We start from the raw sequence: 26276 nt of genomic DNA, 5'->3' as shown, positions 1-26276 counted from the left end.
TGAGTTGGGCAATCCGGCCTAAGTTTTGTCCAGTGCACCCCCGCCGGTCAAACCGGAATGTTTCTCCGGTCGATCGGTCCGGCGGGGAGGCACCGGGGGCTCACCGCGAGATCACTCGCCGCGGGCCTTGGAGACGATCTCTTCTGCGATGTTCTTCGGCGTCTCGGCGTAGGAGTCGAACTCCATCGAGTACGACGCCTGTCCCGAGGTCTTGGACCGCAGGTCGCCGACGTAGCCGAACATCTCCGACAGCGGCACCAATGCGGTGACCACTTTGTTGCCGTGCTGCTCGTCCATCGACTGCACCTGGCCCCGACGCGAGTTCAGGTCGCCGATCACCGTGCCGAGGTAATCCTCCGGCGTGGTGACCTCGACCTTCATCATCGGCTCCAGGATGGCCGGGTCGGCCTTCCGTGCGGCCTCCTTGAAGACCATCGAACCGGCGATCTTGAACGCGAGTTCGGAGGAGTCGACGTCGTGGTACTGACCGTCGGTCAGGGTGACCTTGATGTCCTCGACCGGGTAACCGGCGAGCACACCGAACTGCATGGCCTCCTGGATGCCCTCGTCGACGGCCGGAATGTATTCCTTGGGGATCCGGCCACCGGTGACCGCGTTGACGAACTCGTAGCCCGAGCCCGCCTCCTGCGGCTCCAGGTCGATGAGGACCTTCGCGTACTGACCCGAGCCACCCGACTGCTTCTTGTGGGTGTACTCGACCTTCTGCACCGGCCGGCGCAAGGTCTCACGGTAGGCCACCTGCGGCTTGCCGATGTTGGCCTCGACCCGGAACTCCCGCTTCATCCGGTCGGTCAGCACGTCCAGATGCAACTCGCCCATGCCGGCGATGATGGTCTGGCCGGTCTCCTGGTCGGTGTGCACCCGGAAGGTCGGGTCCTCCTCGGCCAGCCGCTGGATGGCGTGGGACAGCTTCTCCTGGTCGGACTTGGTCTTGGGCTCGATCGCCACCTCGATGACCGGGGTGGGGAAGTCCATCGACTCCAGGATCACCGGATTGGTCGGGTCGCTCAGCGTCTCGCCGGTCGTGGTGTCCTTCAGACCCATCACCGCGACGATATCGCCGGCGCTGACGCTGTCGATCTCCTCGCGCTTGTTGGAGTGCATCCGGTAGACCTTGCCGATCCGCTCCTTGCGCTGCTTGGTCGCGTTCAGCACCTGCGAACCCGCGGACAGCACACCGGAGTACACCCGGACGTAGGTCAGCTTGCCCAGGTGCGGATCAGCGGCGATCTTGAAGGCCAGGGCCGACAGCGGCTCGTCCTCGCTGGGGTGGCGGTCGATCTCCACCGACTCGTCGCCCGGCTTGAAACCGACGATGGCCGGCACGTCGAGCGGCGACGGCAGGTAGTCGTTGACCGCATCGAGCAGCGGCTGGACGCCCTTGTTCTTGAACGCGGAGCCACACAACACGGCGGTGATCGAGCTGGACAGCACGGCGCGCCGGATGGCGCCCTTGAGCTGTTCGACGGTGGGCTCGTCGCCCTCCAGGTAGGTCTCCATCAGCTCGTCGTCGTACTCGGCGACGGTCTCGATCAGCTCGGCACGGGCGGCCTCGGCGGCAGCCTGCATGTCGGCCGGGATCTCCTCGACCTCGTAGTCCTCGCCGATCTTGGTCTCGCCGCGCCAGGTGAGCGCACGCATCCCGACCAGGTCGACGACACCGAGGAAGTCGCCCTCGGCACCGATCGGCAGCTGCAGCACGGCGGCGACCGCGTTCAGCTTCTCGCGGATGGTCCGTACGCAGTATTCGAAGCTCGCGCCGGTGCGGTCAAGCTTGTTCACGAAGCAGATCCGCGGCACCTTGTACCGGTCGGCCTGGCGCCACACGGTCATGCTCTGCGGCTCGACGCCGGCGACCCCGTCGAAGACGGTGACCGCACCGTCGAGCACCCGCAGGTTGCGTTCCACCTCGACGGTGAAATCGACGTGGCCCGGGGTGTCGATCAGGTTGATCTTGTGGTCTTTCCAGTACGCAGTCGTGGCAGCGGAGGTGATGGTGATGCCCCGCTCCTGTTCCTGCTCCATCCAGTCCATGGTGGCGGCGCCCTCGTGGACCTCGCCGATCTTGTAATTGATGCCCGTGTAGAACAAGACCCGCTCGGTCGTCGTGGTCTTGCCGGCATCAATATGGGCGATGATGCCGATGTTGCGGACCTTGTGGAGGTCGATCTTGGTTTCGACAGCCATCTCGGGGTTCTGTCCTTAAATAGATGTGGCTCGTGTCGTTGGTGGCGGGCGGGCCTGAGATCATCAGGACCGACCGGGAATCACCAGCGGTAATGGGCGAAGGCGCGGTTGGCGTCGGCCATCTTGTGGGTGTCCTCGCGCCGCTTCACCGACGCGCCGAGGCCGTTGGAGGCGTCGAGGAGCTCGTTCATCAGACGCTCGGCCATGGTCTTCTCGCGGCGCTGCCGGGCGAAGCTGACCAGCCAGCGCATGGCCAGCGTGGTGGCCCGGGCCGGCTTGACGTCGACCGGCACCTGATAGGTGGCGCCACCGACGCGGCGGCTCTTCACCTCAAGACTCGGGCGGACGTTGTCCAGCGCACGCTTCAGGGTCTGCACGGGATCGACACCGGTCTTCGCGCGGGTGCCCTCCAGCGCGGTGTAGACGATGTTCTGTGCGACCGTCTTCTTGCCGTCCAGCAGGATCTTGCTGACCAGTTGGCTGACCAGCGGCGATCCGTAGACCGGGTCGACGAGGACCGGTCGCTTCGGGGCGGGACCCTTGCGCGGCATTACTTCTCCTTCTTCGCGCCGTACTTGCTGCGAGCCTGCTTGCGGTTCTTCACGCCCTGGGTGTCGAGCGAACCGCGAACGATCTTGTAGCGGACACCCGGCAGGTCCTTCACGCGGCCACCGCGGACCAGGACCATCGAGTGCTCCTGCAGGTTGTGGCCGACGCCCGGGATGTAGGCGGTGACCTCGATGCCGGAGGACAGCTTCACGCGGGCGACCTTCCGGAGGGCCGAGTTCGGCTTCTTCGGGGTGGTCGTGTACACACGTGTGCACACGCCGCGGCGCTGGGGGGATTCCTTCAGCGCGGGCGTCTTGTTCTTCGCCACCTTGTCGGCACGGCCCTTACGGACCAACTGCTGGATTGTGGGCACCGCTTCTCTCTCTGTTCTGTTTCGGCTTTCGGCCTGGGTCGTCCTGCTGCACGAGCCAGGCCGGTTCGCGATCTTCGGCCCAGGTTCTGGGTGTGGGATCAGCCGGTGATGTCGTTCGCGCCACCGCGGATCACAATCGTTCACCCGGGGCGCGCTCGGGCACGCGCAAAGTGTCGGGCAAGCCCGAACACAAGGACCTAGATTATCCGCTCAGCAGCGGAGGGTCAAAACAACGCCTCCCCCACCCGCCGAGGAGTCACATAATCCTCAATATCTGCGGCGTGTCGGGGCCTCGGTGACCCGCAATCAAGCGTACTCGGGGCGACAAACCGATGCCGTACACCTGCCGTCGTCTGCCGTCGTCTGCCGGCCGCCCGTCGGCAGTCCGCGGGCGCCGGCCTTCTCGCACCGTTTGCTCGGAGCCGCACCACTTACTCGGCCGCGCACCGCGTACTCGGCCTCGCACCCCCTGCAGCCGGTGCGCCACCGAGTAACTGGTGCGACGCCGAGTAACTGGTGCGACGGCGAGTAACTGGTGCGACGGCGAGCACGTGGTGCGCGGCCGAGCAAGTGGGCGTCGTTGGTGGGTCGTCCGTGGCCCGCAGGACATGCCGGGCAGCGACCGTCAGGAGACGGCGGCAGCGATCGCCTCGTACGAGTCATCGTCCAGCTGCACCGTGGCCGCGCCGATGTTCTCCTCCAGGTGCTCGACCGAACCGGTTCCGGGGATCGGCAGCATCACCGGGGAGCGGCGCAGCAGCCAGGCCAGGGCGATCTGGGATGCCGTGGCGCCGGCCTTCTCGGCCGCCTCGGCGACCGGCCCCCCGGGCTTGGCCAGTTCACCGGCCGAGATCGGCGCCCAAGGGATGAATCCGATGCCCTCGGCCGCGCAGTAGTCGAGCACGTCCTCGGATTTGCGATCGGTGAGGTTGTAGCGGTTCTGCACCGTGGCGACGGTGAAGAACTCACTTGCCTTCTTGATCTCGTCGACGCTGACCTCGGAGAGCCCGAGGGCGGCGACCTTGCCCTCGGACTGGAACGCCGCCAGTGCCTCGAACTGCTCCTCCGCAGCCACCTTCGGGTCGATCCGATGGAGTTGCAGCAGATCGATCTTGTCGATCTTGAGCCGCCGCAGGATCAACTCGACCTGCTGGCGCAGGTACTCCGGACGACCGACCGGGGTCCAGATGTTCGGGCCCTGCCGGGTGTGTCCGATCTTCGTCGCGATCTTCACCTCACCGTACGGATGGATCGCCTCGGCGATGATCTCTTCGCTGATGTTCGGTCCGTACGCGTCGGCGGTGTCGATGAAGTCGGTGCCCAGCTCGACCGCGCGGCGGACGACCTGACGCGCCACCTCACGATCAGCGGGCTCACCCCAGATCCCGGGGCCGGTGATCCGCATCGCACCGAATCCCAGACGGTGGACGGTGCCGAGATCCTTGATGTCGAAGGTGCCGCTTGCCCGCGCATTGAGTTCTGTGGCTGCCGATTCGGTCATAGTGCCGGAGTCTACAAAAGCCCATCCGGCATGCGAGATGCGCATCCCATCAGGAGAATCCTTCACCCGCCCGGGGGAGAGTTGATCATGTCTGACTCGCCTCGGGAGATCCAGGAGGGTTCACTGCCGAACCGCTTCCTTACCCACTGCGCGACCGTGTTCGCCGCCAGCATCGCCACCGAGAACTGGGATTTGCTGATCGGCGGGCATGATCAATGCGACGACATGATCAACGACGCTCCGGCCTCCGACTGCGCCAACAACGGCGGAAAGTTCGGCCGATCGATGGAAGTGCTCAGTCAAGATCGAATCCGGTGCGGTTGACCACCATCTGCCGGGTCTCCTCCGGCAGGTCATCGCCTGCCGCGAGCAGCTCGGGCAGCAGCTCCCTTTCGGTCGTCGTCGCCCGGTAGACCAGTGCGACGGTGACCTCGTGCTCGGGTCGCCGGATCACAGTGATCGGGTCGCCGGCACCGATGGTGCCGGGGGTGATCACCCGGAAGTACGCCCCGGGCCGGGCAACCTGGGTGAAGATCTTGAGCCAACCCTTCTCCCCGACCCAGCCGCGGAAGGTGGAGCAGGGAATGCGCGGGCTGGTCACCTCGAGCACCGGGCAGTCGCACGGCCGACCCTGATGTCGATCATGGTCGCCGATCTGCCAGCGCTCACCCAGCCTCGCCTGGTTGACGTCGATGCCCCAGGTGGTCACATTCTCCCCGAAGAAGCCGTCGGCAAGCTCCCGTCCGAGCCGCTGCTGCCAGGCGTCGAGGTCCTCCCGGGCGTAGGCGTACACGGCTTGTTCGTCACCGCCGTGGTTGGCGGTGTCGCCGATGAAGTCACCGACCAGGCCACTGCCCAGGCCACCGAACTTCGGGCCGGGCGCCCGCACCTCGACCCGACCGGTCACCGGGTGCTTGCCGATGCCTGTCTTCTTGGTGTCCTTGTACGGGTTGGGCTCAGGGCTGCCGATGTTGACCGAGCCGATCACGGCCGGGCCGACGAACTGCGGGACGGAACTCACCGGCTCAGCATAGAAGCTGCGCGCCGGCTCAGCCGTCGGATTTGTGAGCCGCGGCGTACTGGCCGACGGTGTCGTTGCGCAGCGCCTCGGCCAGTTTCCGCATCAGCTTGGCGTCGACGATGTCGACCGACTGACCGTCGATCATGGCCGTGCCGGAGACCGGGGCCTGCAGGGTGACCAGCGCCGACGCGGCCACCTTCATCGAGCGGGCCAGGCCGAGGATCGTCCGATCGTTCAGGCCCTTGTCGACGGTGACGTACTTGGCGAGGTTGGAGACCACCCGGGACAGCTTCGTCGGATCGGCGAGCGTCTGCGGCTTGGCCAGTTTTGCGGCCAACGCCTTGACCACCTTGCGCTGGTTGGCGGCCCGGCCGAAGTCGCCGTCGGGCAATGCGTGACGTTCCCGGACGAACCACAGCGCCTTCTTGCCGGACAGGGTGATCCTGCCCTTCGGGTAGTCGTAGCCGTGGCTGCTGAACGCCTGGTTGTTGGTGATCGTCACCCCGCCGACCGAGTCGGTCAGGTCGGCGAACCCGGCGAAGTCGACCACCGCGGCATGATCGACGGTGATGCCGGTCAGCTTGTTGACCGTTGCGGCGAGCAGCTTCGTGCCGCCGTAGGAGTACGCGGCGTTGATCTTGTTCTTGCCGCGCCCCGGAACCTCTACCCACATGTCACGCGGGAAGGAGATCAGGTACGCGTCCTCACGGTTCGCGGCCAGGTGCAGCAGCATGATGGTGTCGCTGCGCCCGTCCCCGGAATTCTGGTCACGGCTGTCCGAACCGAGCAACATGATGTTCACCGGACGTCCCTTGTCCGGGTCGACCGTGGCCTGACCGCCGTTCTGGCCGGTGTTCGGCTTGGAGCCCGGGAGATCCAGGCTGCGGTGCAACTGGCCGAGCCCGTTGGTCACCGACCAGGCCTCGTACCCGCCGAATGCCGCCACGGGCACCAGGACGAGCCCACCCGCCAGCAGAGCGCGGCGACCGATCCGAGGTCGATTCCGGGGTCGATGCTGCAGATCGCGTTCGGAAGCCATCCCACCTGTGTAATAGCCCGACCTCGCCGTTGGCCGTGGATTTGCCGTGACTTTCCTAACAAGTCGCGGCACGTGATCAACATCACGCCGGATAGATCTCGATCTCGGACGCCTTCAACGTCGTCCACAGCCGGTCGCCGACCGCCAGTCCGAGATCGGCGACCGCCGCCACGGTGATCTCGGCCACAAAACTGAACGCCGACGCGGTGTCGGGGCGCGTGGCCCGGTCCGGCACGGTGTCGGTGGTGGAGCGGAGCAACTCGACCCGCACGCTGTCGCCGTACGGTTCCAGTCCGCGAACTTCGACCGGCCAGACATTGCGCGGACTCCCGGCCGGACGGCTGCGCCACAAGGAAACGGCCGAGGGACGGAAGGCGACGAAGACCCGACCGGACACCGCCCCGGGCACCGCGATCACCGTGCCGTCCGACAGGCGTACGCCATGATCGATCCGCCCACCACCCTCGTGATGATCCACCGGATCATCAACCGGATGATCAACGACCGGATCCACCACCCGATCGATCGCATGATCAACTTCCTGGTGATCAACACCGACCCCGGACAGCAGGTTCAGTCCGGCGAGGCGTGCCACGTAATCGGTGCGCGGCCGCCGGGCAACGTCCTGCGGTGTCCCGGTCTGCACCACCCGACCGTTCTCGATGACCACCAGCCGATCCGCCAGCACTGCGGCATCGGTCGGGTCGTGGGTGATCACGATGGTCGCCCCGTCGAACGAGCCCAGCAGGCGGCGCAGCTCGCCGCGGATCAGCAACCTGGTCCGGGCATCGAGTGCGGCAAGCGGCTCGTCCAGCAGGAGCAGGGCCGGTTTGCGGGCCAGTGACCGGGCCAGTGCCACCCGCTGCGCCTGACCGCCGGAGAGTTGGTGCGGCCGCAGCGGGGCAAGATCAGCTGCCTCCATCCGAGCCAGCCATTCGGCAGCATGATGCCTGGCGGCCGATCGCGACATCCCGCCGGTCCGCAGCCCGAAGGCGACGTTGTCCAACACCGTCAGATGGGGGAACAGCAGGTAGTCCTGGAACACCACGCCCACCGGCCGCTGGTGCGGCGGCAGCGACATCCCGTCCCCCGCGAGCAACCGTCCGCCGACCCGGACCGTGCCACTCTCCGGCGCCAGCAGCCCGGCCAGGACACCCAGCGTCGTCGTCTTGCCGGCGCCGTTCGGTCCGACCAGGGCGACCACCTCGCCGGGTTCGGCGGTCAGCGACAGCTCAAGATCGAATCGTCCGCGGCTGAGCCGGAAGTTCGCCTCCAGCAGACTCACCATTGGCGTACCCACCGATCCCGCAGCAGGGCGAGCACGGCAACCGCGACGACCAGCAGCAACACCGAAAGCAACAACGCGGCGTCCGGATCGGTCTCCAGGGCCAGGTACACCGCGAGCGGCATGGTCTGGGTGGTGCCGGGAAAGTTGCCGGCAAAGGTGATCGTCGCGCCGAACTCGCCCAGTGCGCGGGCCCAGGCCAACACTGCGCCGGCCGCGACGCCCGGCCCGATCAACGGCAGGGTGACCCGCCAGAAGACGATCAACGGTCGTGCGCCGAGGGTCTGCGCCGCATCCTCGTAACGACGATCAGCGCCGCGCAGCGCGCCCTCGACCGACAGCACCAGGTACGGCAGGGCGACGAAGGTCTGGGACAGCACCACGGCGTAGGGAGTGAACGGGAACGAGAAGCCAGTGAGTCGGTACAGCGGGTGGCCGATGATCCCCGAACGGCCGAGGATCGTGAACAACGCGACGCCGCCGACGACCGGCGGCAACACCAGCGGGACGGTGATCACCGCACGCAGCAACGAGCGGAAACGGCCCTGCGGACGGGCCAGGAACCACGCCAGAGGCACACCGAGCAGCAGGACCAGCAGGGTGGCCGCAGTGGCGGTGATCAACGAGAGTCGAAGTGCCGGCCAGGCCTCCCCGCCGCCGAGGATGGCCGCGGCTCGTGTCCACGGCGCCCGGACCAGCAGACCGATCAGCGGCAGCACCAGGAAACCCAGCCCGATCAGGGTCGGCGTGATCAACAGGACCGGCACACCGCCACGCTGACCGGTGACCCGGGTCCGGGGGGCGTCGGTCACGGAGACCCGAATCCGGCCCGGTGGAGAACCTTCTCACCGGGACCGGTGACGTAATCGGCGAAGGCCGAAGCCGTTGCACTGTTGGCGGACCGCTTGAGTGCGACGATCGGATACCTGTTGATCACCGCGCTCGCCTCAGGGAAGGAGATCCCCATGACCTTGTCGCCCGCGTCGGCTACGTCGGTCTCATAGACCAGGGCCGCATCGACCTCGTTCTGTTCGACCTTCTGCAGCGCGGCCTTGACGTCTGTCTCATAGCTCACCGGTTTCGCCCTGACTCCGGCCTTCTGGAGCACCTGTCGGGCCGCTGCCCCGCAGGGAACCTCCTTGGCACACACTGCGGTCTTCTTCGAACCATCGGCGAAGTCGGCGAGTCCGGAGATCCTGCCGGGATTTCCCGGTGGTACGGCGATCTCCAGGGTGTTGGTGGCGAAGATCTTCGGATCCCGGGCGTTCCCGGCGTCGGTGACCAGCTGCATGGTGCGCTCGTCGGCCGAGGCGAAGACGTCGGCCGGTGCGCCCTGGTTGACCTGCGTCGCCAAGGTCGCGCTCGAGCCGAAGGAGAAGGTCACGGTGGTGCCGGGGTGCACGGCCTCGAAGTCCTTGCCGATGGTGGTGAACGCCTCGGTCAGCGAGGCCGCCGCAAGTACGGTGACCTTGCCGGTGATCTTGTCCCCCGCTCCCGCGGAGCTGCTCGCCGACGATGCGGGCCCGCTGCCGTTGTCGGTCGATGTGCCGCAGGCGGCGACGGCGAGCAGTGCGATCAGCGTGACGACAATCCGGGGCCGCCCACGGGATCGGTTGATCATCATCCTCTGCCGGCGGCCGGTCATGGATGCGGAACCTCGATCACGACGGTGGTCGCTTTCACGGCAGCCACGGCGAGGACCCCCGGTTCCAGGCCGAGTTCGTCGGCGGCCTCGGCGGACATCAGCGAGACGACCCGGAAGGGCCCGCACTGCAGGTCGACCTGGGCCATGACGGTGTCCTTGGTCACCCTGGTGACCAGCCCGGTCAGCCGGTTCCGGGCGCTCTCGGCCACCGGCCTGCCGCCCGTCGGGGCCATGGCGACGTCCTGGGCGAGCCGCGCGAGGTCGGCTCCGTCGACCTCGGTCGGGCCGTCTCCAGGAACCGCGGACAGCCTGCCGGTGTCGATCCAGCGGCGTACGGTGTCGTCGCTGACGCCCAGCAGCCCGGCTGCCTGAGAAATCCGATATTGCGGCACGGGGCAAGCTTAGGACATCCGCAGCTACGGATTTCTTCGGAGCCGGGTTTCGAGCTCGATCAGGAGGAGCTGTCCTCGTCATCGGCCCAGTCCACCGACCGTACGCCCTCGACGCTGGCAACCGCATCGAGCAGATCGCCGGAATCGGTGCCGCCTTCGGCGGCGATGAACACCGCGACGTAGCCCGGATCGGTGCGATGTGTCCCGGTGCGGAGCCGAGAGATCCGCCATTGCCGACTGGTGATCACCTCGACGATGTCGCGTAACAGACCCTGACCGTCGCGGTACTCGATCTGCAACTCGGCCGAACCGACCGGATGGGTCAGTCGGCTCAGCAGCGGGCCGACGAAGACGACCAGGAAGTAGGCGGCGGTCACCACCCCGGCCAAGGCGAACAGGCTCCCGCCGCACGCCATGCCGATGGCTGCCGTGAGCCAGACGGAGGCGGCAGTGGTCAGCCCGCGGACCGCGTCGGACCGGAAGACGATGATGCCGGCACCGAGGAATCCGATTCCTGAGACGATCTGCGCCGCGATCCGGCTCGGGTCAAGACCGATACCGGTGGTGCCCAGCAGGTCGGCGAACCCGTACTTGGAGACCAACATGAACAGGGCGGAGCCGAGACCGACCAGAGCGTGGGTACGCACACCGGCCTGCTTGCCGCGGAACTGTCGCTCGAAACCGACCGCCATCGACAGCACGAGGGCGGCGCCGAGTTCGGGTAGCCGCGCGAACTGCAGTGACCACTGCAGATCGGTCTGCAGCGGCACGCTGACCCAGTCCATATCATTCCTCCCCATCGGTCCACACGTGACGGCGCGATCACCGACCGGCCACGCGTCGATACGCTGGCCGCATGTGCGGCATCGTCGGCATCGTCTCGACCGAACCGGTGAACCAGCAGATCTACGACGCGCTGTTGATGTTGCAGCATCGCGGACAGGATGCCACGGGAATTGTTACCCAGGACGGCGCGACGTTCCACGCATCGAAGACTCGTGGTCAGGTCCGCGAAGCGTTCCGGACCCGGGACATGCGGTCCCTGCTCGGCACGGTCGGACTCGGTCACGTCCGTTACACCACCCGTGGGGATGCGGCGAACGAACGGGAGGTGCAGCCGTTCTACGTGAACGCGCCGTACGGCATCACGTTGGTACACAACGGAAACCTGACCAATGTCCGCGAACTCGCCGATGATCTCTTCCACATCGACCGCCGGCACATGAACTCCACCGGCGATACCGAGATGCTGGTCAACGTCCTGGCTACCGAACTGCAGTCACAGATCAGCGGGATCGAGCTGGAACCGGAGCAGATCTTCGCTGCCGTACGGCAGACGCATCAGCGGCTTGAGGGCTCGTACGCCGTGGTGGCGTTGATCGCCGGCCACGGTCTGCTCGGCTTTCGTGACCCGTACGGCATCAGGCCGTTGATCATCGGCCGGCGGAACTCGGCCGCGGGTCCGGAATGGATGCTCGCATCGGAGTCGGTCGCTCTGGAGGCGTCCGGTTTCACCGTGGTCCGTGATGTCGCGCCGGGTGAGGCGATCTTCATATCCAGCAGCGGCGAGTTCTTCGCCCGGCAGTGCGCGGACCAGACATCGCTCGTCCCGTGCGCCTTCGAGTACATCTATCTCGCCCGCCCGGATTCGATCATGAACGGCATCTCGGTGTACGAGGCCAGGTTGCGGCTGGGTGAGCGGCTGGCGGACAAGATCACCAGGGAGCTTCCGGCCGGTGACATCGACGTCGTGATGCCGGTCCCCGACTCCGCCCGGCCGGCCGCCATCCAGGTGGCACGGCAGCTCGGGATCGATTACCGGGAAGGCTTCTACAAGAACTTCTACGTCGGCCGGACCTTCATCATGCCCGGCCAGGCGCTGCGGCGGCAGAGCGTCCGGCAGAAGCTCAATCCGATGCCCGCCGAGTTCGCCGGCAAGAACGTACTGATCGTGGAGGACTCGATCGTCCGCGGTACCACCTCGGCCCAGATCATCGAACTCGCCCGCTCCTGCGGGGCTCGCTCGGTGACCTTCGCCTCCGCGGCTCCGCCGTTGCGTTTCCCCAACGTGTACGGGATCAACCTGCCGACGCCGGAGGAGTTCATCGCCCATGATCGGGATGTCGACGAGATCGCCGAACAGATCGGTGCGGACCGGTTGATCTACCAGGACATCGACGATCTCGAGTCCGCGATCATCGAGGATTCCGAGGTGAAGTCGCTGGAGCTCAGCTGTTTCACCGGTGATTATGTGACCGGCAAGGTCTCCGAGGACTACCTCGCCTGGGTCCGCGAGACCCAACTCTCCTAGCCGCCCCGTCCCGCGGTCCCGACCCCCTCCCCCTTGCCGCACCACCTGTTGCACGCCGCACCCTGTACACACGGTGCGGCGTGCAACAGCCGGTGCGGCACGGGGTGAGGGCTCGGTCAGCGACGACCCGCCCGCGCTGCGACCTCCAGCGCGCGCCGGATCCGGGCAACGAGGCGTTGGGGATGGAGCAGGTCGTCCCAGACCCAGCGGACCACGATGTAGCCGAGTTCACGCAGCCGGTCCTCGCGGATCTTCTCCTTGAAGACCGCGTCTCCGGGCTGCTCACCGGGCGCCAGCAGTCGGCCGTACTTGACATAGCCGTCGAACTCGCCGACGACCTTGGCGTCCTCCCACAGGAAATCGACCCTGGCGGCGAACCCCCCACCGCCGGTGATCTCGACCTGAAGCTCGGGCAGCGGTAGATCGTTGTTGCTCATGATCACCCGACTGAGCGACTCCGCGACCGACTCGGAACGACCGTCGATGAGCTCGACCGCGCGCCGGGCCGTACGGATCCCCCGCCTTCTCCTGGCCAGCTCCAGTTGGTCACGTGCGGCTTCGCGATCCATCCCCCGGCGCAGTGCCGCGTCGCCGGCGGCAACCGCCATTCCGAGCGTCGTCGTTCTGGCAAGATCAACAACGGTCCGGTCGAGACCGGTCACCGCCAGACCGTCGACCTGAGAAAGGTCGGCCTCGCTCAGCGGGGCGACGTGCACATGGATCCCACGACGGACCCGACCCGAGCTGTTGCGTTTCCTGGTCAGATGCACCCGAGTGATCCGGTCCTTCTCGACGGGCAGTTGGTGCAGCACGGCCGCGGACCCGAAGCTGACCACCGAGTCGGATTCGGACATCGCCATCGCCGCCTTGACCAGCAGCAGATGCCTTTCGGTCTCCGACAGCGCGGCCGGTTCGATATAGGCGCCACGCCGCAGCCGCTCCAGCTCACCGTTGCGCTGCAGCTGGCGGATCTCACCGAACTCGATACCGGATGCGGCGAGTTCCCGGGACAAGAACAATTGGCTCACACAATCACATTGGGCGTGTTTGCCGCCGGTGGTTCACCACTGACCCGGATCTGTGGACAACCGCGGCCTGCCGAATTCCTGTGGACAACCCCCTCGGGACCCGTACGGCCCCGATCCTCTTTTTGCCGCACTACGTACTGCACCCCGCACCCTGTGTACAGGGTGCGGGGTGCAGTAGTTGGTGCGGCAAGAGGGGTGAGGCAGGACCTACCGGTAGTCGCCGAGATCGAACTCCTCCAGCGGAACCGCAGCACCGCTGCCGGAGCCGAAGTCGTAGTCGAACGGGTCGTAACCGACCATCGAGTACGCCTGCGCCCGCGCCTCCGGAGTGGGCTCCACCCGGATGTTGCGGTAGCGCTCCAGGCCGGTGCCGGCCGGGATCAGCTTGCCGAGGATGACGTTCTCCTTCAGACCGACAAGGCTGTCGGACTTGCCGTGGATCGCGGCATCGGTCAGGACCTTGGTGGTCTCCTGGAAGGAGGCCGCCGAGAGCCACGACTCGGTTGCCAGCGACGCCTTGGTGATGCCCATCAGCACCGGGCGTCCGGAGGCCGGGGTACCGCCCTCGGCCACCACCCTGCGGTTGGCCGCCTCGTACGACGGACGGTCGACCAGATCACCGGCGAGCAGCTCGGAGTCACCGGACTCGATCACCGTCACCCGACGCAGCATCTGCCGGATGATGATCTCGATGTGCTTCTCGTGGATCTCCGCACCCTGGGTCCGGTAGACGGTCTGCACCTCTTCCACCAGGTGCTCCTGCACCTTGCGGACACCGAGGATGCGCAGCACGTCCTGCGGATCCGGAGTACCGGCGGTCAACTGCTGACCGACGTCGACATGATCACCTTCGTCGACCAGCAGCCGGACCCGGCGGCTGACCGCGATCTCGACCTTGTCCGAACCGTCGTCGGGGGTGATGATCAACTTCTTGGAGCGATCACCGTCCTCGATCTCGATCCGGCCGGCCGCCTCGGCGATCGGCGCCTTGCCCTTGGGCTGGCGGGCCTCGAAGAGCTCGACCACACGCGGCAGACCCTGGGTGATGTCATCACCCGCGACACCACCGGTGTGGAAGGTCCGCATGGTCAGCTGGGTACCCGGCTCACCGATGGACTGCGCCGCGACGATCCCGACGGCCTCACCGACGTCGACCAGCTTGCCGCTGGCCAGCGACCGGCCGTAGCACATCGCGCAGGTGCCGGAGGCGGACTCACAGGTGAGCACGCTGCGGACCCGGACCTGGGACACGCCGTTGTCGATCAGCAACTTGATGTTGACGTCACCAAGATCGACTCCGGCCGGCAGCAACACGTTGCCTTGCGCGTCCAGCACGTCGACGGCCAGCGTCCGGGCGTACACCGCGGTCTCGACGTGCTCGTCGGCAACGAGCGTACCGGTCTCATCGGTGGCAATGGTCTTGATCAGACCCCGCTCGGTCCCGCAGTCCTCCTCGCGGATGATCACGTCCTGGCTGACGTCCACCAGACGCCGGGTCAGGTAACCCGAGTCGGCGGTCCGCAGCGCGGTGTCGGCCTGGCCCTTCCGGCCACCGTGGGTGGAGTTGAAGTACTCCAACACGGTCAGACCTTCACGGAAGTTGGACTTGATCGGCCGCGCGATGATCTCACCCTTCGGGTTCACCACGAGACCACGCATAGCGGCGATCTGCCGCATCTGCACCATGTTCCCGCGGGCACCCGAGTGCACCATCATGTAGATCGGGTTGGTCTTGGAGAAGTTCTTCTCCATCGCCTGCCCGAGCACGCTGGTGGCGTCGGTCCAGATCTCGATCAGTTCCTGGCGCCGCTCGTCCTCGGTGATCAGCCCCCGGTCGTACTGGGTGTCGACCTTCTTGGCCCGACCCTCGTACTCGGACAGGATCTCGACCTTGTCGGCCGGAGTCGAGACGTCGCCGATCGACACCGTGACACCCGAACGGGTCGCCCAGTGGAAACCGAGCTCCTTCAGGTTGTCCAGGCAGGCGGCCACCTCGACCTTCGGGTAGCGCTCGGCCAGATCGTTGACGATCACGCCCAACTGCTTCTTGCCCACCTCGGAGTTGACGAACGGGTAGTCGTCCGGCAGCGCCTCGTTGAACAGGGCCCGACCCAAGGTCGTCTCCAGCAGGATGGTGCCGTCGGCGCGCAGCTCGGAGCCGGCCGGCGGGACGATGTCCTTCATCCGGATCTTGATCTTGGCCTGGACGTCGATCTGCCCCAGATCGAACGCCATCTGGGCTTCGGCCACCGAGCCGAAGATCCGACCGTTGCCGTGCACCTCGTCGCGGTCCATGGTCAGGTAGTAGCCACCGATGATCATGTCCTGGGTCGGCATGGTCACCGGCCGGCCGTCGGCCGGCTTCAGGATGTTGTTGGTCGACAACATCAGGATCCGGGCCTCGGCCTGGGCCTCGGCGGACAGCGGCAGGTGAACTGCCATCTGGTCACCGTCGAAGTCGGCGTTGAAGGCGGTGCAGACCAACGGGTGGATCTGGATCGCCTTGCCCTCGATCAGCTGCGGCTCGAAGGCCTGGATGCCCAGCCGGTGCAGTGTCGGCGCGCGGTTCAGCAGCACCGGGTGCTCGGCGATGACCTCTTCCAGAACGTCCCAGACGACCGGGCGCTGGCGCTCGACCATCCGCTTGGCGGACTTGATGTTCTGGGCGTGGTTGAGGTCGTCCAGCCGCTTCATCACGAACGGCTTGAACAGCTCGAGGGCCATGGCCTTGGGCAGACCGCACTGATGCAGCTTCAGCTGCGGGCCGACCACGATGACCGAACGGCCGGAGTAGTCGACGCGCTTACCGAGCAGGTTCTGCCGGAACCGGCCCTGCTTGCCCTTCAGCATGTCGGAGATCGACTTCAGCGGCCGGTTGCCCGGCCCGGTGACCGGACGACCGCGGCGACCGTTGTCGAACAGCGAGTCGACGGCCTCCTGCAGCATCCGCTTCTCGTTGTTGACGATGATCTCGGGTGCGCCGAGATCAAGCAGCCGCTTCAGCCGGTTGTTCCGGTTGATCACCCGGCGGTACAGGTCGTTCAGGTCGCTGGTGGCGAACCGGCCGCCGTCCAGCTGCACCATCGGGCGCAGGTCCGGTGGGATGACCGGGACGGCGTCCAGCACCATCGCATCGGCTGCGTTGCGGGTCTGCAGGAACGCGGACACGACCTTCAGCCGCTTCAGGGCACGGGTCTTGCGCTGCCCCTTGCCGGTCTGGATGGTCTCGCGCAGGTTGGCGGCCTCGGCCCCCAGATCGAAGGTCTGCAGCCGCTTCTGGATCGCGTCGGCGCCCATCGAGCCCTCGAAGTACCGGCCGAACCGGTTCTTCATCTCGCGGTAGAGGATCTCGTCGCCCTCGAGGTCTTGGACCTTGAGGTTCTTGAACCGGTTCCAGACCGCGTCCAACCGGTCCAGCTCGCGCTGGGCCCGGTCACGCAACTGCTTGACCTCGCGCTCGGCACCCTCACGCACCTTGCGCTTGGCGTCGGACTTGGCACCCTCGGACTCGAGTTGGGCCATGTCCTCCTCGAGCTTCTTCATCCGGTTCTCGATGTCGGAGTCCCGGCGACCCTCGAGCTGCTTGCGCTCGGTGTCGATCTTGGCCTCCAGCGAGGACAGGTCGCGGTGGCGACCCTCCTCGTCGACGGACGTGATCATGTACGCCGCGAAGTAGATGACCTTCTCCAGGTCCTTCGGGGCGATGTCGAGCAGGTAGCCCAGCCGGCTCGGAACACCCTTGAAGTACCAGATGTGGGTGACCGGTGCGGCCAGTTCGATGTGGCCCATCCGCTCGCGGCGGACCTTGGACCGAGTCACCTCGACGCCGCAGCGCTCACAGATGATGCCCTTGAAGCGGACCCGCTTGTACTTGCCGCAATAACACTCCCAGTCCCGGGTGGGACCGAAGATCTTCTCGCAGAACAGGCCGTCACGTTCCGGCTTGAGGGTCCGGTAGTTGATGGTCTCCGGCTTCTTCACCTCGCCGTAGGACCATGCACGGATCTCGTCGGCGCTGGCCAACCCGATCCGGATCGTGTCGAAGAAGTTCACATCGAGCACAGTGTCTGTCTCTCTTATCTCTTAATCACTGAGGAGGTTGTTGGCTCTTGGGACCGATCCCGCGACAAGCCCGCCGGTAGTCACGCACAGGCGGGCCGTCGCCGACGGGATCAGACTTCTTCGACTCCGAGGTCGGCGCCCGGGCGCCGGGAGAGATCGATGCCGAACTCGTCGGAGGCGCGGTAGTTGTCCTCGTCGGAGTCCCGCAGCTCGACCTCGGTGCCGTCACTGGACAGCACCTCGACGTTCAGGCAGAGCGACTTCATCTCCTTGACCAGCACCTTGAACGATTCCGGGATACCGGGCTCGGGGATGTTCTCGCCCTTGACGATCGCCTCGTAGACCTTGACGCGGCCCGGGATGTCGTCGGACTTGATGGTCAGCAACTCCTGCAGGGCCCAAGCGGCGCCGTACGCCTCGAGCGCCCAGACCTCCATCTCGCCGAACCGCTGGCCACCGAACTGTGCCTTACCGCCCAGCGGCTGCTGGGTGATCATCGAGTACGGGCCGGTGGACCGGGCGTGGATCTTGTCGTCGACCAGGTGGTGGAGCTTCAGCATGTAGATGTAGCCGACGCCCACCGGGTCCGGGAACGGCTCGCCACTGCGGCCGTCGTACAACCGCGCCTTGCCGTCGGAGGTGACCATCCGCTGACCGTCCCGGTTGGGCAGGGTGTTGGAGAGCAGACCGGTGATCTCCTCCTCACGCGCACCGTCGAAGACCGGCGTCGCCAGACGCGAGTCGCCCTCGACATGGCCCAGGCCGACCGAGCGCAACCGCTCCGCCCAGGGCTCGTCGACACCGTCGATGTCCCAGCCCTGCTTGCCGACCCAACCGAGGTGGGTCTCCAGCACCTGACCGACGTTCATCCGGCTCGGCACACCCATCGGGTTGAGGATGATGTCGACCGGCGTGCCGTCCTCAAGGAACGGCATGTCCTCGGCGGGCAGGATCTTGGAGATGACACCCTTGTTGCCGTGCCGGCCGGCGAGCTTGTCGCCGTCCTGGATCTTCCGCTTCTGGGCGACGTAGACCCGGACCAGCTGGTTGACACCCGGCGACAGCTCGTCGTCGGACTCGCGGTCGAAGACCCGGACGCCGATGACGGTGCCGGACTCGCCGTGCGGGACCTTGAGCGAGGTGTCGCGGACCTCACGGGCCTTCTCACCGAAGATCGCCCGCAGCAGCCGCTCCTCCGGGGTCAGCTCGGTCTCGCCCTTCGGGGTGACCTTGCCGACCAGGATGTCGCCGGTGCCCACCTCGGCCCCGATCCGGACGATGCCACGCTCGTCCAGGTCGGCCAGCATCTCCTCGGAGACGTTCGGGATGTCCCGGGTGATCTCCTCCGCGCCCAGCTTGGTGTCGCGGGCGTCGACCTCGTGCTCCTCGATGTGGATCGAGGTGAGGACGTCGTCCTGGACCAACCGCTGGTTGAGGATGATCGCGTCCTCGTAGTTCAGGCCCTCCCAGGGCATGAACGCGACCAGCAGGTTGCGGCCGAGCGACATCTCGCCACCGTCGGTGCAGGGACCGTCGGCGATCGGCGTACCGACCTCGACGCGCTGTCCGGCGGAGACCAGCGGACGCTGGTTGATGCAGGTGCCGTGGTTGGACCGCTGGAACTTCTCCAGCTTGTACACCTTGTACGTGCCGTCGTCCTGGGCGATCTCGACCAGGTCGGCCGAAACGGACTGCACAACGCCGGGCGCCTTGGCGACCGTGACATCGGCAGCGTCGACCGCGCCGCGGTATTCCATGCCGGTGCCGACGAACGGCGCCTCGGACCGGACCAGCGGCACCGCCTGACGCTGCATGTTCGAGCCCATCAGGGCCCGGGACGCGTCGTCGTGCTCAAGGAACGGGATCATCGCGGTGGCCACCGAGACCATCTGTCGCGGCGAGACGTCGATGTAGTCGACCTCGCCGGCGTGGATCTCGTCGGTCTCGCCGTGACGCTTGCGGACCAGCACCCGCTCCTCGGTGAAGCGACCGTTCTCATCGACCGCGGCGTTGGCCTGGGCGATGTCGAAGCGGTCCTCCTCGTCGGCGGTCAGGTAGTCGATCTGGTCGGTCACGACACCATCGACGACCTTCCGGTACGGCGTCTCGATGAATCCGAACGCGTTCACCCGGGCGAAGCTCGCCAGCGAACCGATCAGGCCGATGTTCGGGCCTTCCGGGGTCTCGATCGGGCACATCCGGCCATAGTGGCTGGTGTGCACGTCGCGGACCTCCATGCCGGCCCGATCACGGGACAGACCACCCGGGCCCAGCGCCGACAACCGGCGCTTGTGGGTGAGTCCGGCCAGCGGGTTGGTGTCGTCCATGAACTGCGACAGCTGGGAAGTGCCGAAGAACTCCCGCAGTGCCGCGGTCACCGGGCGGACGTTGATCAACGTCTGCGGGGTGATGGCCTCGACGTCCTGAGTGGTCATCCGGTCACGGACGACCCGCTCCATCCGGGACAGGCCGGTGCGCAGCTGGTTCTGCACCAGCTCGCCGACGGTCCGCAACCGGCGATTGCCGAAGTGATCGATGTCGTCCTCTTCGATGACAAGATCACCGTTGCCGTTGGGAGCCGGCAGGGTCTCCTTGCCCTCGTGCAGCGCGACGACGAACTCGATCGTTGCGACGATGTCGTCGATAGTCAGCACCTGCTGGTCGAACGGCAGGTCAAGGCCGAGCTTCTTGTTGATCTTGTACCGACCGACCTTGGCCAGGTCGTACCGCTTCGGGTTGAAGTAGTAGTTCTCCAGCAGGGTCTGAGCGGCCTCACGGGTCGGCGGCTCACCCGGGCGCAGCTTGCGGTAGATGTCCAGCAGGGCCTCGTCCTGGGTCGAGGTGTGGTCCTTCTCCAGGGTGAGTCGCATGGACTCGTACTGTCCGAAACGCTCGGTGATCTGTGCGTCGGTCCAGCCGAGCGCCTTCAGCAGGACGGTGACGTTCTGCTTGCGCTTGCGGTCCAGCCGTACGCCGACGGTGTCGCGCTTGTCGATCTCGAACTCCAGCCACGCACCGCGCGACGGAATGATCTTTGCGGTGAAGATCTCCTTGTCGGAGGTCTTGTCCGGGGTCTGCTCGAAGTAGACGCCCGGGGACCGGACGAGCTGGGAGACGACGACCCGCTCGGTGCCGTTGACGATGAAGGTGCCCTTGTCGGTCATCAACGGGAAGTCACCGATGAAAACGGTCTGGCTCTTGATCTCGCCGGTCTCGTTGTTCATGAACTCGGCGGTGACGAAGAGCGATGCGGCGTAATTGACGTCGCGCTCCTTGCACTCCTCCACCGAATACTTGGGTGGCTCGAAGCGATAGTCGCGGAACGACAGCGACATGGTCTGGGAGAAGTCCTCGATCGGGGACAGCTCCTCGAAGACCTCTTCGAGTCCTGATTTGGTGTTGACGTCGGTACGGCCAGCGGCCAGGTCCGCTTCGACGCGTGCCTTCCACGCGTCATTACCGATCAGCCAGTCGAAGGACCGGGTCTGCAGATCCAGCAGATTCGGAACTTCGAGTGGTTCGTCGATCTTGGCGAAAGAGATTCGGCCGGAAGCGGAGATGGGTGACTTCCCAGACTTCGTGGAGCGAGATGGGGCAGTGCGCGAGGCGGCCAAGAGTGGTCCTTCCGAGAACTCGCGGGCGGTTCGGAGTTGGGTTGGTCTATTTACTTGGAGCGGGGGCGAACCAGCTCCGGTTCGCGTCCCGAACCCACGCACGCCAAACGACCCGTGTCAAGTGAATCCAAGTGAAACGGGTCGACGGAACGCATGGGCGAAATACCAGAGTACAACAAGGGCGGCAGATTGTAAACCCCACCGGGCACGCCACTCAAGGACCTTCCGGTCCGTGTCCCCGTCGACCTCAAACCGCGCGAGGCTGCCGGCTGGTTTTCTGGCCTCCTCGGGTCCGTACAGGGACTGAGCATACTCAGCGACGGGTCGGCGGCAAGGACCACGGCACCGGGTCGGGACGTTGGTCCCCGGCGACACCTCCGCTGCCGTTGCGCAATCCTCCCGGGCCTGAGCAGTATGGCCTAGCAATAGATCGACCACTGAAGTAACTCGGATCGGGGACTGACTCGAAGGGGTTACCAACAATGACGTTGGATCCGCAGGACGCGGCGCGCGCTCGACAGGTCGTCGACACGCCCGAACACAGACGGCAGGTACGCAAGGCGGCGGTGGCGAGCACCGTCGGCACGACCATCGAGTGGTACGACTACTTCCTCTACGGAAGTGCCGCCGCACTCGTCTTCCCGAAACTCTTCTTTCCCAACCAGACGACCTACGTCGGACTGCTCGCCTCGTTCACGACCTATTTCGTCGGGTTCGCCGCCCGACCGATCGGCGCGGCGATCTTCGGACACTGGGGCGACCGGATCGGTCGCAAAGCGATGCTCATCGTGACGCTGCTGATGATGGGCCTGTCAACAACCGTGATCGGCATCCTGCCGGGTGCGGGGACCTTCGGATTGCTGGCGCCGACGCTGCTGGTGCTGATGCGCATCCTCCAGGGGATCGCTGTCGGCGGCGAGTGGAGCGGCTCGGTGCTGCTCTCGATGGAATGGGGCAACCAGAAGCGCCGCGGCCTGTTCGGCAGTTGGCCACAGCTTGGCGTCGCGATCGGACTGATCCTGGCAACCGCCCTGTTGGCGGTCTTCAACACCATCTCCGGCGACGCGTTCACCACATGGGGCTGGCGGATCCCGTTCCTACTCTCCCTGGTGCTGGTCGGCATCGGCCTGTACATCCGGCTGCGGATCCTGGAGACGCCGATGTTCGCCAGGGTCGTCCAGGAACAGCGGGTGGAGCGGGCCCCGGTGGCCGAGGTGATCAGGCGCTACCCCAAGCAGATCATCCTGTCGGCCCTGGCGCGCATGTCGGAACAGGCGCCGTTCTACGTCATCACGGCGTTCGTACTGAGCTATGTCACCCTGCCCGAACACGGCGGTTTCTCCGACAACTTCGCCCTGATCGGCACCATGGTGGCGGCCATCGTCGAACTGCTGGTCCTGCCCTATTTCGGCCATCTCTCCGACCGGATCGGGCGCAAGCGCGTCTACCTGACCGGCGCGGCGCTGATGGGAGTCTGGGGCTTCATCTACTTCGCGATGCTGAACACCGAGATCCCCTGGGTGGTGTTCCTGGCGCTGGCGCTCGGCCTGATCCCGCATGCCATGCAGTACGGCCCGCAGGCGTCGCTGATCGCGGAGAGCTTCCCGACCCGGATGCGGTACGCCGGCGCCGGACTGGGCTACCAGCTCGCGTCCATCGTCGCCGGCGGTCCGGCGGCGCTCATCGCGACGGCGCTGATCGGCGGTTTCAAGACCGGGTACGCGATCAGCGTCTACATCCTGTTCTGTGCGGTGGTCACCATCGTCGCCGTTGTGCTGCTGCCCGACCGTTCCCGCGTCGACATCGAGGACGACGCGTCCTACGCGGTGGTGCCGCCGGAGACCGGCTCCGCCGGGGAGCGACCGTCACCAGCCGTGTGATCGGTCCGGCCGTCCCAAGCGGGGTGACCGACGCGAAACGCCGCTGCCGCGACCCCCTTCGGGACCGCGGCAGCGGCGTTGTCAGATGCCTGCCGAGTTGTCAGCGGTAGGCAGGCGTCACTTGACGGTGACGGTGGCACCGGCGGCCTCGAGGGCCTCCTTGGCCTTGTCCGCGGCGTCCTTGGCAACCTTCTCCAGGACCGCCTTCGGGGCGCTCTCGACCAGCTCCTTGGCCTCCTTGAGGCCGAGCGAGGTGAGCGAGCGCACCTCCTTGATGACCTGGATCTTCTTCTCGCCGGCGGACTCGAGGATCACGTCGACCTCGTCGGAACCGGCCTCCTCCTCGGCAGCGTCGCCGCCACCTGCGGCGGCCGGGGCACCAGCGGCGGCAACGGCGACCGGGGCGGCCGCGGTGACCTCGAAGGTGTCCTCGAACTTCTTCACGAACTCGCTGAGCTCGATCAGCGTCATCTCCTTGAAGGCATCAAGGAGCTCTTCGGTGCTGAGCTTCGCCATGATCGGCGTCCTTCCTTAGTTCTCGTCTGCAGCGTCTGCTGCGGGGGTGCTGTCTTCCGCAGCGGGTGCTGCAGCAGTCTGGGTGGCTTCCGGTGCCTCGGCGCCGGCGGCAGCCTCCGGCTCGGTGGCGGCGGCAGCGCCGGCGCCCCCGATGACGGAGGGGTCCTCCTTGGCCTTGGCCTCCAGGGCAGCCACAACCCGGGCCGCCTGGCTGAGCGGAGCGTTGAAGAGGGAAGCGGCGTTGGCCATGGTGCCCTTCATGGCACCGGCCAGCTTGGCCAGCAGCGTCTCCCGGGACTCGAGATCCGCGAGCTTCTTCACCTCGTCGGCGCTGAGGGCCTTGCCCTCGAGCACGCCGCCCTTGATCACCAGAAGCGGATTCGCCTTGGCGAAGTCCCTCAAGCCCTTGGCGACGGTGACCGGGTCACCGTCGATGAAGGCGATCGCTGTCGGGCCGGCGAGCTGCTCGTCGATCCCGTCGATGCCCGCCTCACGGGCAGCGATCTGGGTCAGGGTGTTCTTCGTCACGGCGTAGGTGGCGTCCTCACCGAGCGAGCGGCGCAGTTCGCGCAGCGCGGCAACGGTGAGACCGCGGTACTCGGTCAGCACGGCGCCGTTGGAGCTGGTGAACCTGTCCTTCAGCTCCGCGACGGCGGCTGCCTTGTCCGGCCTCGCCATGGGTCTCCCTTCGGTTTCTCACGAACGGCCGGCAGCTGCCGGCCAGTACCGTCGAACCGCGGGTGTTGGCACGCCTGGAAGCGAAGTGTCCCGGAAACAAAAGCGCCCCGGGTGCGCAGGCACCGGGGCGGGTGATGACCGATCATCTGCAGAGCAGGTCCGTCATCGACAGCTTCCAGTTCACCTGCGCGGGCCGTTCCGATATCGGAACTCTTCGGATCCAAACGTGCGATCGACCAGCGGTCTTCGGCATCACCTAGGGTACGGGGCCGGTCGCGAGGCACCAAATCAGTTCCGATATCAGTCCCGTTATCAGTCCCGATGTCAGTCCCGATATCAGTGCCGGTCAGCTCAGAGCCGACGCAGGACATTGCGAATTGAACTTTCGATGACTCAGTGAACTCTTTGGAAGCCCTCAGTTTCTGGCTCGTCCCCACCGGAAGCGTTTGCAGTCGAATGTCTCGAATAGATAACGTCCCTGACCATGCCACGACGTCGGGATGTCGGGCATCTCCTCCGGGGCCCTCGCCCCCTGGGGCAGTGTCTATTCGAGGGGAGTCATTGCATGCGCCAATCCGGCCAGCAGCCGGCGGCGCGGCGCGCCGACCTCAGTGCGTCGAAGCCATCGAGCAGAAGCAAGTCAACACCGCGTCGGGCCGCAACGCCGGCCGCGCAGACCGGTTCGGCCTTTCTGAAGCGAGCCGGCAGGACCACCGCAGGTCTGGCGGTCGGCGCGGCCATGGTCGGCGGTCTGGTCACCATGACCGCCGAACCTGCGTCCGCGAACGTCGCCAACCGCGCACCCCAACTGCATGCCGGAATGCGCGGCACCGCGGTCGTCCGTCTGCAGCGTGAACTGAGCGCTCACGGGAAGAACGTCCCCGACACCGGCTACTTCGGGTCCAAGACGAAGAAGCGGGTCAACCATCTCAAGCGCCAGCACGGCTGGCGGGCGGACGGCATCGCCGGCCATCGCGTCTGGAACGTGCTGCTGCACGACGGACACCGGGTCTCCAGCCCCTCGCTGTTCCACCACTCGACCGCCTCGTCCTCGACCGGTTCGAGCAAGGGCAAGCGTGCGCTGAAGTTCGCCAAGAAGCAGTTGGGCAAGCCGTACCGCTACGGCGCGGACGGCCCGCGGGCATACGACTGCTCCGGACTGACGCTGGCCGCATACCGGTCGATCGGTGTCCACCTGTCGCACAGTTCGACCACGCAGTACCGCCAGATCAAGCACGTCAAGAAGTCCCACCTGAAGCTCGGCGACCTGGTGTTCTTCTACGGCGGGCGCAGCCACGTGGCGATCTACGCCGGTCACGGCAAGGTGATTCACGCCGGTCGGCCCGGAGAACCGATCGAATACATCAAAATGAAGTACATGCCGTACAACGGCGCCGGTCGTCCGGCCTGATCACAACCCCAGCTGATCTCGCCGGCGTTCCCCCTGGGTCCTGGGCCTGTCGAAGACCGTTGCGGTCGTCCGTGTCGACAGACCCAGGGCCTGTTCATGTCCACGCCCTCGCGGCGTGACGCCTGCTCGGTTCCTGCTTGATTCCTACCCGCCCGCCTGATCGGTTACCGTGACCGGCATGCCGATCCGCGAAGCACGGGAGGATGATCTCGACGAGATCGTCGCACTGATCAGGGAACTCGCCGAGTACGAGAGATCGCCGGAGCAGGCGAAGGCAACGACCACCGACCTGCGGGTCGCCCTGTTCAGCGATCACCCGAAGGTGTTCTGCCGGATCGCCGAGACCGACAGCGGGGAGACCGCCGGCTTCGCGTTGTACTTCTACAACTTCTCCACCTGGGAAGGCCGTCACGGCCTCTACCTGGAAGATCTTTTCATCCGCCCCCGGTTCCGCGGGCAGGGCCTCGGCGGGGCGCTGCTGCGGCACCTGGCGACCATCGCCGTCGAGAACGGATTCGCCCGGATGGAGTGGGTGGTCCTCAACTGGAACGCGCCCGCGATCGCCGTCTACGACCGGATCGGGGGCGTACCGCTGGACGACTGGACGACCTACCGGCTGACCGGGGACGCGCTCGCCGAGTTCGCCGGCGCTGCTGCAGACCCCCGGCGACCCTGACCGGGGTCGAAAGAATTATCCGGTTTCACGCTACGGTGACGTAACAAATCTGCGTCCCCCCTCGTCCGGGGCGCGGGATTCGTGTCA

General features: G+C 66.2%; 21 protein-coding genes. 5 read left to right on the top strand and 16 right to left on the bottom strand.

What is annotated here, in order from left to right:
* Positions 1-111 precede the first annotated feature (111 nt).
* From fusA to GJV80_RS21890, 4 genes are all read right to left on the bottom strand, one after another.
* Complete coding sequence (fusA, locus tag GJV80_RS21905; RefSeq protein ID WP_154689713.1) at positions 112-2208, bottom strand: elongation factor G; 2097 nt, start codon at positions 2206-2208, stop codon at positions 112-114.
* An 80-nt stretch (positions 2209-2288) separates the two neighbouring features.
* Positions 2289-2759 carry a 30S ribosomal protein S7 gene (gene rpsG, locus GJV80_RS21900; RefSeq protein WP_154689712.1) on the bottom strand — a complete coding sequence of 157 codons (471 nt, stop codon included), beginning with the start codon at positions 2757-2759 and terminating at the stop codon, positions 2289-2291.
* Positions 2759-3130: a 30S ribosomal protein S12 gene (gene rpsL / locus GJV80_RS21895; protein WP_143985473.1), complete on the bottom strand. Its 372-nt coding sequence runs from the start codon at positions 3128-3130 to the stop codon at positions 2759-2761. Before rpsL ends, rpsG begins: the two co-directional genes overlap by 1 nt.
* Positions 3131-3755: 625 nt before the next feature.
* Positions 3756-4631: an aldo/keto reductase gene (locus GJV80_RS21890; RefSeq protein ID WP_154689711.1), complete on the bottom strand. Its 876-nt coding sequence runs from the start codon at positions 4629-4631 to the stop codon at positions 3756-3758.
* Positions 4632-4718: 87 nt separating this feature from the next.
* On the opposite strand from GJV80_RS21890, the gene GJV80_RS21885 reads away from it, so the two are divergent.
* Complete coding sequence (locus GJV80_RS21885; RefSeq protein ID WP_154689710.1) at positions 4719-4955, top strand: hypothetical protein; 237 nt, start codon at positions 4719-4721, stop codon at positions 4953-4955.
* Here the strand turns inward: GJV80_RS21885 and GJV80_RS21880 are convergent.
* From GJV80_RS21880 to GJV80_RS21850, 7 genes are all read right to left on the bottom strand, one after another.
* Positions 4927-5652 carry an MOSC domain-containing protein gene (locus tag GJV80_RS21880; protein WP_230207931.1) on the bottom strand — a complete coding sequence of 242 codons (726 nt, stop codon included), beginning with the start codon at positions 5650-5652 and terminating at the stop codon, positions 4927-4929. The genes GJV80_RS21885 and GJV80_RS21880 overlap by 29 nt on opposite strands.
* Positions 5653-5680: 28 nt before the next feature.
* Positions 5681-6691 (bottom strand): LCP family protein, encoded by a 1011-nt coding sequence (locus tag GJV80_RS21875; protein ID WP_154689709.1) that lies wholly within the window; start codon positions 6689-6691, stop codon positions 5681-5683.
* Between the two features lie 82 nt (positions 6692-6773).
* Positions 6774-7979 carry an ABC transporter ATP-binding protein gene (locus tag GJV80_RS21870; RefSeq protein WP_154689708.1) on the bottom strand — a complete coding sequence of 402 codons (1206 nt, stop codon included), beginning with the start codon at positions 7977-7979 and terminating at the stop codon, positions 6774-6776.
* A complete protein-coding gene (locus tag GJV80_RS21865; protein WP_230207930.1) occupies positions 7973-8788 on the bottom strand; it encodes an ABC transporter permease in 816 nt (271 codons plus the stop codon). Before GJV80_RS21865 ends, GJV80_RS21870 begins: the two co-directional genes overlap by 7 nt.
* Positions 8785-9621 (bottom strand): molybdate ABC transporter substrate-binding protein, encoded by an 837-nt coding sequence (gene modA / locus GJV80_RS21860; RefSeq protein ID WP_230207929.1) that lies wholly within the window; start codon positions 9619-9621, stop codon positions 8785-8787. The genes GJV80_RS21865 and modA overlap by 4 nt, the downstream gene beginning before the upstream one ends.
* The gene (locus GJV80_RS21855) at positions 9618-10013 is read right to left on the bottom strand and encodes a molybdopterin-binding protein (protein ID WP_154689707.1); all 396 of its coding nucleotides are present in this window, start codon (positions 10011-10013) and stop codon (positions 9618-9620) included. The genes modA and GJV80_RS21855 overlap by 4 nt, the downstream gene beginning before the upstream one ends.
* A gap of 59 nt (positions 10014-10072) precedes the next feature.
* Complete coding sequence (locus tag GJV80_RS21850; RefSeq protein WP_154689706.1) at positions 10073-10798, bottom strand: MgtC/SapB family protein; 726 nt, start codon at positions 10796-10798, stop codon at positions 10073-10075.
* A gap of 71 nt (positions 10799-10869) precedes the next feature.
* Here GJV80_RS21850 and purF point away from each other — a divergent pair, with 71 nt between their 5' ends.
* Positions 10870-12324, top strand: a complete 1455-nt coding sequence (gene purF / locus GJV80_RS21845) for an amidophosphoribosyltransferase (protein WP_154689705.1) — start codon at positions 10870-10872, stop codon at positions 12322-12324.
* 116 nt (positions 12325-12440) lie between these two features.
* Here the strand turns inward: purF and GJV80_RS21840 are convergent, their stop codons facing one another.
* The 3 genes from GJV80_RS21840 to rpoB all read right to left on the bottom strand — a co-directional run bounded on the left by GJV80_RS21840 (position 12441) and on the right by rpoB (position 21028).
* Positions 12441-13352: a type IV toxin-antitoxin system AbiEi family antitoxin domain-containing protein gene (locus GJV80_RS21840; RefSeq protein WP_154689704.1), complete on the bottom strand. Its 912-nt coding sequence runs from the start codon at positions 13350-13352 to the stop codon at positions 12441-12443.
* A gap of 207 nt (positions 13353-13559) precedes the next feature.
* Positions 13560-17414, bottom strand: a complete 3855-nt coding sequence (locus GJV80_RS21835; RefSeq protein WP_154689703.1) for a DNA-directed RNA polymerase subunit beta' — start codon at positions 17412-17414, stop codon at positions 13560-13562.
* A 110-nt stretch (positions 17415-17524) separates the two neighbouring features.
* Positions 17525-21028 (bottom strand): DNA-directed RNA polymerase subunit beta, encoded by a 3504-nt coding sequence (gene rpoB / locus GJV80_RS21830; protein WP_154689702.1) that lies wholly within the window; start codon positions 21026-21028, stop codon positions 17525-17527.
* 482 nt (positions 21029-21510) lie between these two features.
* Here rpoB and GJV80_RS21825 point away from each other — a divergent pair, with 482 nt between their 5' ends.
* Complete coding sequence (locus GJV80_RS21825; RefSeq protein WP_154689701.1) at positions 21511-22908, top strand: MFS transporter; 1398 nt, start codon at positions 21511-21513, stop codon at positions 22906-22908.
* A gap of 117 nt (positions 22909-23025) precedes the next feature.
* On the opposite strand, the gene rplL is transcribed toward GJV80_RS21825, so the two are convergent.
* Both rplL and rplJ read right to left on the bottom strand, forming a co-directional pair.
* The gene (rplL, locus tag GJV80_RS21820; RefSeq protein ID WP_154689700.1) at positions 23026-23424 is read right to left on the bottom strand and encodes a 50S ribosomal protein L7/L12; all 399 of its coding nucleotides are present in this window, start codon (positions 23422-23424) and stop codon (positions 23026-23028) included.
* Between the two features lie 15 nt (positions 23425-23439).
* Entirely contained in the window at positions 23440-24102 is a 663-nt protein-coding gene (rplJ, locus tag GJV80_RS21815) for a 50S ribosomal protein L10 (protein WP_154689699.1), read from the bottom strand.
* 565 nt (positions 24103-24667) lie between these two features.
* Between rplJ and GJV80_RS21810 the strand changes: the two genes are divergently transcribed.
* Together GJV80_RS21810 and GJV80_RS21805 are read left to right on the top strand one after the other, a co-directional pair.
* Positions 24668-25513 carry an NlpC/P60 family protein gene (locus GJV80_RS21810; RefSeq protein WP_195909070.1) on the top strand — a complete coding sequence of 282 codons (846 nt, stop codon included), beginning with the start codon at positions 24668-24670 and terminating at the stop codon, positions 25511-25513.
* 178 nt (positions 25514-25691) lie between these two features.
* Positions 25692-26189, top strand: coding sequence for a GNAT family N-acetyltransferase (locus GJV80_RS21805; RefSeq protein WP_154689697.1), 498 nt, complete (start codon positions 25692-25694; stop codon positions 26187-26189).
* Positions 26190-26276: the final 87 nt, after the last annotated feature.

The organism is Microlunatus sp. Gsoil 973 (genome assembly GCF_009707365.1).
Taxonomy (GTDB): domain Bacteria; phylum Actinomycetota; class Actinomycetes; order Propionibacteriales; family Propionibacteriaceae; genus Microlunatus.
The sequence above is the reverse complement of the archived record's forward strand: the minus strand, read 5'-3'. Positions and strand labels throughout refer to the sequence as shown.